General features: G+C 54.9%; 7 protein-coding genes. 3 read left to right on the top strand and 4 right to left on the bottom strand.

The genetic code is table 11. The annotated features are described in order from the left end of the window. Positions 1–282 precede the first annotated feature (282 nt). On the top strand, positions 283–720 hold the full coding sequence (locus AD949_RS01330; RefSeq protein WP_048836476.1) for an NUDIX hydrolase: 438 nt from the start codon (positions 283–285) through the stop codon (positions 718–720). 54 nt (positions 721–774) lie between these two features. Here AD949_RS01330 and AD949_RS01325 read toward each other — a convergent pair whose 3' ends face one another. Next, a complete protein-coding gene (locus tag AD949_RS01325; protein WP_048836469.1) occupies positions 775–3,294 on the bottom strand; it encodes an excinuclease ABC subunit UvrA in 2,520 nt (839 codons plus the stop codon). A gap of 171 nt (positions 3,295–3,465) precedes the next feature. Between AD949_RS01325 and mobB the strand changes: the two genes are divergently transcribed. Together mobB and AD949_RS01315 are read left to right on the top strand one after the other, a co-directional pair. Further along, positions 3,466–3,993, top strand: coding sequence for a molybdopterin-guanine dinucleotide biosynthesis protein B (mobB, locus tag AD949_RS01320; RefSeq protein ID WP_048836468.1), 528 nt, complete (start codon positions 3,466–3,468; stop codon positions 3,991–3,993). 236 nt (positions 3,994–4,229) lie between these two features. After that, a complete protein-coding gene (locus tag AD949_RS01315) occupies positions 4,230–4,877 on the top strand; it encodes an FMN-binding negative transcriptional regulator (protein ID WP_048836467.1) in 648 nt (215 codons plus the stop codon). A 60-nt stretch (positions 4,878–4,937) separates the two neighbouring features. On the opposite strand, the gene AD949_RS01310 is transcribed toward AD949_RS01315, so the two are convergent. From AD949_RS01310 to AD949_RS01300, 3 genes are read right to left on the bottom strand one after another with little or no spacing between them, the layout of a single operon-like run. Next, the gene (locus tag AD949_RS01310) at positions 4,938–6,146 is read right to left on the bottom strand and encodes a molybdopterin molybdotransferase MoeA (RefSeq protein WP_048836466.1); all 1,209 of its coding nucleotides are present in this window, start codon (positions 6,144–6,146) and stop codon (positions 4,938–4,940) included. 54 nt (positions 6,147–6,200) lie between these two features. Next, positions 6,201–7,181: a formate dehydrogenase accessory protein FdhE gene (gene fdhE, locus AD949_RS01305; RefSeq protein ID WP_244463413.1), complete on the bottom strand. Its 981-nt coding sequence runs from the start codon at positions 7,179–7,181 to the stop codon at positions 6,201–6,203. Continuing rightward, a complete protein-coding gene (locus AD949_RS01300) occupies positions 7,178–7,831 on the bottom strand; it encodes a formate dehydrogenase subunit gamma (RefSeq protein ID WP_048836465.1) in 654 nt (217 codons plus the stop codon). The genes fdhE and AD949_RS01300 overlap by 4 nt, the downstream gene beginning before the upstream one ends. Position 7,832: the final 1 nt, after the last annotated feature.

The raw sequence follows: 7,832 nt of genomic DNA, 5'->3' as shown, positions 1-7,832 counted from the left end.
GCGGTTTCTAAGCGATCAAACACTCACTGTCAACACATGCCATGAAACCCTCTTTCAGCCGCAGAAAACTGGGAAAAAAGACTCAGATAGCGGGAGAATTTCCGCCATCAGTCGCATTAACATCCATCCATGTTGCGATTTTTTCAAAAAAACGCTGGTTCCCCTCGCCCTTCAGCCCTTGTCCTATTTGGCAACCACGGTTCCTCCCCTCTCACGCTGGCGTAAAGGGCGCTCTGGTTGATATGGGAGGCTTATCGCCCTCTTGAAAAATGGAACATTAAGATGACGTCTGCCAGCAAACTGCCTGTTATCCATATCGCGACAGCTCTGATTTTTAATGAGCAGGGCCAGATATTGCTGGTCCGTAAACATGGCTCTCGCGTCTTTATGCAGGCTGGCGGCAAGATTGATGCTGGTGAAACCGCTGTGCAGGCGGTTACCAGAGAACTGAACGAAGAGTTAGGAATTACGGTAACGCTGAAAGAAGATGATTTTCTGGGCTCATTCACAGCCCCAGCCGCGAACGAGCCGGGCTATCTCATTCAGGCTGAAGTGTTCCAGATGGTTTTATCAGCACCCGTTGCGGCGCAGGCTGAAATTGCGGAAATCATCTGGGTTGATCCCTCTCGTGCCCCGCAAGATTCTTTGGCTCCCCTCACCCGCGACACCTTGATGCCTCTGGCTGCCAAGCTCCTGCGCTCAGGCGCTATCCGCAACTGAAGGCGAATAACCGTTACTACTTTTGCCAGAGTCCGTATCTATCCAACCTCTTGGCTAAAGATACCGCGCCAAGAAGGGAGCCGTTCTGCTTTTTGGTTGGGCTGCGACATCCTTCGGGATGCCTGCGGCGACAATATGTCCCCCATCCTCACCGGCACCGGGGCCAAGATCAATCAGCCAGTCACTTGCGGCAGCTACGCGCATATCATGCTCTGCCAGCACGACGCTATTGTTCTGGTCCACCAATGTCTGCAACTGCCGCATTAGACGATCAACATCGGACGGATGCAGGCCCGTTGTCGGTTCGTCCAACACATAGAGCACATGGCCTGCGCGCCGTTTCTGCAATTCCGTCGCCAGTTTGATACGTTGCGCTTCCCCGCCAGAAAGCTCGGTAGCGGGCTGGCCTAGCCGCAAATAGCCAAGGCCGCCTTGCTGCACCGTATCAAACCCATGTGCTATCGTGGGCTCCGGGGCAAAGAACACATGAGCCTCGTCAACGCTCATCCCCAGCACATCGGCGATGGTTTTGCCGCGTAAGGTGATCTCCAGCACCTCCGGCTTATAGCGCGTGCCGTGACATTCCGGGCATGGCGCATACACACTTGGCAGGAAGAGCAGTTCCACCATAACGGAGCCAACGCCTTCACACTTGGGGCAACGCCCTTTGGCAACGTTGAACGAAAACCAGCCTGCATCAAACCGCTTCTTGCGTGCTTCTGGGGTCGCGGCGAAAGTCTGCCGGATCTGATCGAATAGCCCTGTATAGGTCGCCAGATTGGAACGCGGTGTGCGGCCAATCGGCTTCTGGTCGATGACCACCAGTCGCTTGATTATAGTCAACCCGGAGACCACCGTTCCGATGGGTTGGCCCGGCTCCGCATCCGGCGGAGTAGCTTCATCCTCCTCATCCTGCACCACGTCCGCCGCAACGGGTTGGCCCAATGCTTTGGCGACCACAGAAACAAGAGCCTGCCCCACAAGGCTGGACTTACCGGAACCAGAAACCCCCGTGACGGACACCAGCACACCTAGCGGGAGAGAAAGAGTGACGTCGTTCAGGTTATTCCAGCAAATGCCTGAAAGTTCCAGCCATCCTGCGGGCTTTCGTGGTGGCGTATCCCGATGTGCTGGTGGGTTAAACAGATAAGGGCGGGTCCGGGACTCTTTAACGTCCCTCAAACCTTCTGGCTGTCCGCTATATAGAACGCGCCCGCCCTGCTCCCCGGCATCTGGCCCCACATCTACCAGCCATTGTGCGCGGCGGATAACATCTGGATTATGCTCGACAACCAGCAGAGAGTTCCCGGCGGCGAGCAGACCATCAAGAGCGCGCAAGAGGGCCTGCGTATCCGCGGGATGCAGTCCGGAACTCGGTTCATCCAACACATACACCACACCGAACAGATTGGAGCGGATCTGCGTGCCGAGCCGTAAACGCTGATATTCACCGGGAGAGAGGCTCTGCACAGGACGACTGAGTTGCAGATAGCCCAGACCGAGATCAAGCAGCACCTCAATCCGCTCAATCAATGCGGTGACAATGCCTTTTGCGGCAAGGGTTGTTGCATCGGTCTGCATGAGACCAGTCAATGCAGATCGCAATGCCTGCTGAATATGCTTGAGCGGTAATGCCGAAAGTTCCGCAATGTTGCGCCCGTCAAATGTCACCTTCAGCGCATCCGGGTTGAGGCGTTGCCCATGGCAGACCGGGCATGGCGCGCTGACCATGAAAGACGCGGCACGGGCCCGCATTTTCGCGCTTTGGGATTTTGTAAACGTTTGCAGCACATACTGTCTGGCACCGATAAACGTGCCGTTATAGCCCGGCGGGTCTCCTCGCTTGAGGGCCGCCTGAACTTCCGCATGGGTCAGCCCGGGATAGACCGGCTCGGTCGGTGTTTCCTCTGTGTAGAGGATCCAGTCCCGCGTTTTTTGCGGCAGGTCCTGCCATGGCGTATCCACATCCACGCCGCGCGTAATCAGGATGTCCCGCAGGTTCTGGCCCTGCCATGCGGTTGGCCATGCTGCAACCGCACGGTGGCGAATGGTCAGAGTGGGGTCAGGCACAAGCGTCTGCTCGGTCACATCATAAATGCGCCCCATGCCGTGACAGCGAGGGCATGCGCCCATTGGTGTATTCGGTGAGAAGGATTCCGCTTCCAGCCGCGAGAGGCCCGGCGGATAGGTTCCGGCGCGGGAATACAGCATACGCAGAAGGTTTGAGAGCGTCGTGACACTCCCGACGGACGAGCGCCCGCTACTTCCCCCACGTTGTTGTTGCAGCGCAACCGCAGGTGGCAGGCCATCAATGGCATCCACAGCGGGAACGGGCATCTGGTTAAACAGACGTCGCGCATAGGGAGAGACAGACTCCAGATAACGCCGCTGTGCCTCGGCATAAATCGTCCCGAAAGCCAGTGACGACTTGCCGGAACCAGAGACACCGGTGAACACCACCAGCCTGTCTCTTGGAAGAGCGACATCGACATTTTTCAGATTATGTTCACGCGCTCCGCGAACATGGATCATGGTGCGTGGATCGACGGGGGAAGATTTTGTCTGCTCATCCATACGACCACTATACAGGGTCTGGACGGGAAAGAACGCCCTATTGCCCTCCAATCCATCAGACTTGCCATGCATGTTTTAGTCAGCATAACAGACAGTGTGCTTGTAAAAGACACCCCTTTCATACCCCGACACGCGTGATAAACGGAACGCGGATACAGCAGGATACCAGCCATGACACGCACTACCCGGACTCAGGCGGTTTTTGGCATTACGGGGCGCAGCGGGTCAGGCAAAACGCATCTGATAACACGCCTGCTGCCAACACTTCGGGCTCGCGGTTTGCTGGTTTCCACCATTAAACATACGCACCACGCCATTGATATCGACAAACCGGGCAAAGACTCTTTTGTGCATCGGGAAGCTGGTGCATCTGAAGTCATGCTGGCCACGCCGGACCGCTGGGTTTTGCAACATAGCCAGCCCGATGTGCCCTTTACGCTGACAGATTTGCTTGCCCGTATGGCCCCTGTTGATCTGATCCTGATTGAAGGTTTCCACGCGACAGTCCCTGCCTGCCTTGAGGTTTATCGCCATAAGGTGGGTAAAGAGCCACTTTTTGAAACGCAAAAAAATATCATTGCGGTTGCGACTGATACGCCGCATGCCATTCCGGCCTCTCTTGCGGCCCTCGAACTGGATGACACAGAAGCAGTGATGACATTTATTCTGGAACGCACAGTGCAAATTCCGTTAGGCTAAAAGACTGTTTCAAAAAAACATCAGGGCTATAATGTCTTTTTGGACATGACTATTTCTGGACAAACAGACGAATACGACACCGCAAACCACATCTGTCTGATATTCAGAGAAGAAGACGTGGGTACTGATTATGCCACATCTTTATCCAAGTTAAAGAAGGCACGGAATATCCGCATCATGATCTACGGAAGCAAGTCAACAGACTTAAGTTTATGACCCGCAAAGGAATTTTATAAATGTATCCACCACCGCAATTTAAAGAAAACAGATCTGCTATTTTACTTAATATGATCAGAACACTCCGTTTTGGGGCTCTTGTCAGCACATATAATAAGGAACAGATCATTTCGCATCTACCGGTGGATGTAGAAGAAAATGGCAACACCATTTGGCTCAACACACATGTCTCACGTGCTAACCCCCACTGGCAGGTAACGCGTGAAAGCCCCACCGTTGCGATCTTTGAAGGCCCCCACGCATATATCCGGCCAAGCTGGCTTACGGCTAAGAAACTACATGGTAAAGTCGTACCAACTTGGAACTATATTGCCGTTCATGCCCACGGCACAATTGAAGCGGTAAATGAGCAGACTTGGCTGCTAGAGCATCTTGCTGCTTTGTCTGGCGCAGTCGAGGCTGAGAGGCCCCAACCATGGGCACTCACAGACGCGCCAGCAGATTTTATCGATAAACTGCTTCCGCAGATTGTTGGTATCCGCCTTCGAGTTTCCAAGCTAACGGGCGTCTGGAAGATGAGCCAACATCACTCCGAGCAGAACCGCTCCGAAATAATTAGCGGCTTGCATGCTGAAAACAATCCTTGTAGCCAGAAAGTCGCGTCTGTTATGAGCAATATAAAGACAAGTTTTACAAATAATAAATAAAATTCAAAGATTTATATAGAAATCGTTTCCAACAAACTGTCATAAATTACATCGTGATCTCTAAAACGGCAAAACCCAGCGTGTCTGTCCTGCTTCAACCGGATAGTCCGGGTCTATCCGCAATAACGCTGAGGCGCGGGAAAACACGATGATGTCAGACGCCCCGACAGTCGGCACGGCAGACAGACGCAACCCTTGCGGCTCGATCTTAAAAGAAACGGGGATGAAGTGGGTTGTGCCAGCCACGGGTGTAAAAGCGAAATCTGTAATGCCCGGTACTTGGCTGGTAGAAGCCACCATTCCCATCATGGTTCGCACATAAGGCAGCAGAAAGACCAACGCACAAATGGCTGATGCACCGGGGTTACCCGGCAAGCAAAAAGCCAGACGTTTGCCCTGCGCCATAACAGTCAGCGGTTTACCGGGGCGGATTGTAACCCCTCGAAATACCGTTTCCGCTCCAAGGCTGCGGAGAGCGTCCATCACGTTATCTGTCTGGCCTACAGAGATGCCCCCGGTTGTTACCAACACATCGGTTTCAGCCCAAGCCTGCGCGAGTGTCTCGCTCAGTTTCTGTTCATCGTCAGACGGAACAGAATAGAGCACGACCTCCGCGCCCGCCTCACGTAGCAAGGCGGCCAGCATGGGGGAATTTGAATCTGCGCGGGTATCTGAGGCATCCTCTGCAAGTTCCGCACCGTTTGAGACGACGGCAACGCGCACTGGCCGGATAACCGCAACCTCCGTGATACCCTGACAGGCCAGCAAAGCAGTATGCCGCCAGTCCAAGCGCGTGCCGCGTGTTACCAGCATTGCGCCTTGCGGAAACTCCTCCCCTGCCCGCCGAATGTTAGCCCCGCACTCCGCCAACATTTTTGCAGGCTGCACCAGACCTGTTTCGGTCAGATACATCCGCTCTTTTGCCATGACGCAATCAGCGCCCTGCGGAATGCGCGCACCCGTTAAAATGCCAAGCGCCTGCCCTACTGGCAGTGGCACGGGCAGATCTCCCGCTGCCATCTGCCCGACCACGGGCAGGCCTGCTTCCGTCGCTTGCATCGCCGCATGACTAAACGCGTAACCATCCATCGCGGAAATATCGGCTTCCGGTCTGGCACTAACGGCTCTTACATCGTGAGCCGTAATACGCCCTACCGCTTCCGCCAGCGGAACATGCATAAGGGGACGAACAGACGCGCCCTCCGCATAGGCTGCAATCAGTTGCAATGCGGTGTCGCAATCCACCATGCTTGTAAAGCTGTTCCGCATTGTCAGAAAAAATCCTGTCCTGAAACACACAATCCCGGAAAGTGGCTCTGAAGGTCAGGCCGGGAAAGAAAACGGGTTCAGCGCCGCCCGGATAAAGCCCTGATCTTCCAGCGCGGCATCCAGCACAACTGTCGCCAGATCATCCGCAAGAATTTCCAGCTCAGGATCACGATCCAACCGGAAAAGCTTTACGTAGCTTTTACAATCTCCACAGGTTTCCGCCTGTATGGGGGCCGTGGTGTTTTCAAAGGACCAGTAATCAATATGCCCGGTTTCATCACACACGCTGCATGTGGCACGTACTTTGTGCCAGCGTGTCTCACACAGACTGCACTGAAGATAACGCAGCCCTTCCCGGTCTCCCGTTAATACCAGTGCGCCAGAAGGCGGTGCACCACAGCAAGGACAGGCTCCGCCTTCTGACCGACGGTGATGCAACGCATCATCCCCTGCCGCCAGCAGAGCAATGGCCTGCGCCCAGAAAACGGAAAGACCAGCCCATAAAAAGACAGCCGCCCCTGCATCTATCTCATCATACCCGCCGGATAACAGCGCATGAGCCTGTGCAGCCAGAGCAGACGGTTTTTCCGCTGCTAGAGCCTGCAAAGCGTCCTGCGTTTCCGCCGGAAGGTGCGCGCCAGCCTCTGCCACAAGTGCAGCAAAAGCTTTCTGCCAGTAGACGCTTTCCTCCAGCATGGCGAGCGTCGGGCTATCCGGGGATGTGTTCTGACCGTGCAGCATAGCGCGGATGGGCTCCGCATCTGCAAGGCTCAGTGGCGTGGTCAGCAGGATATACCGCTGTGCGGCGACAAGGCCCGACAGAAAGCTGAAATAGCCGGCATTGACCTCATCCTCCGGCACAGAAGACGGCTCGTTCTGAGCCGCCTCTTTCACCAACTGAAAGGCCAGTTCTTCTAGCCGTGCCGCACGCCGCGTATATAGCACCTCAAGCTTGGGGAAAATAATAGGCTCGATAGCGGGAACGCCGGGGATCCGCTTATCGAGTGCCGGAATATCTGAGTGGTCTTTGATCATGGATGGTGTTTTGCCGGAGTATCGTTGGAGGGAGCAACCTCTTCCTCATACCACCGGTCATGATGCTGCTTGGCCCATGCGCGGGAGACGTAGCCTGTCAGCATACCTGTCACCGAGCCGCGCACCCAGATGCCCATATAGATATGACCAATCACCAGCAGGATCAGGCCAAGACCGGCCATGGAATGCGCCAGCAACGCCAGACGAATGGCCGGAATGGGGAAATAGCCCGCAAAATAAGGACGCCAAGCCACCACACCTGTCACAAACAAGGCGCTGATCAGCAGCATGATGCACCAGAACAGGATTTTCTGTCCGGCATTGTATTTGCCAATTTTCAGCGGCTTTGTGTGCTTGTTCGCCAGAACATCGCCAACATTCCGGAACCACGTCATGTCCGTTTTGACCAGAATGTTATGATGCACAAAGCGGAAGAACATACAGACCAGCAGCAGGAAAACCACCGTACCGAGGAACGGATGCAGCATCCGCGCAAGCTGCGGCGTGCCCAGCACACCGTTCATCCAGCTCAGGCTCGGGAAAAACCACGAAAGCCCGGACAGGGCGACCAGAAAGAAGCACGCCACCATGGTCCAGTGGCACATGCGGTCTATAAACTTAGTCCGCAGGATAAGATTTTTGGTGTCCATG

Source organism: Acetobacter orleanensis (genome assembly GCF_001581005.1).
Taxonomy (GTDB): Bacteria; Pseudomonadota; Alphaproteobacteria; order Acetobacterales; family Acetobacteraceae; genus Acetobacter; species Acetobacter orleanensis.
This window is presented reverse-complemented; position numbering and strand designations above follow the sequence as displayed.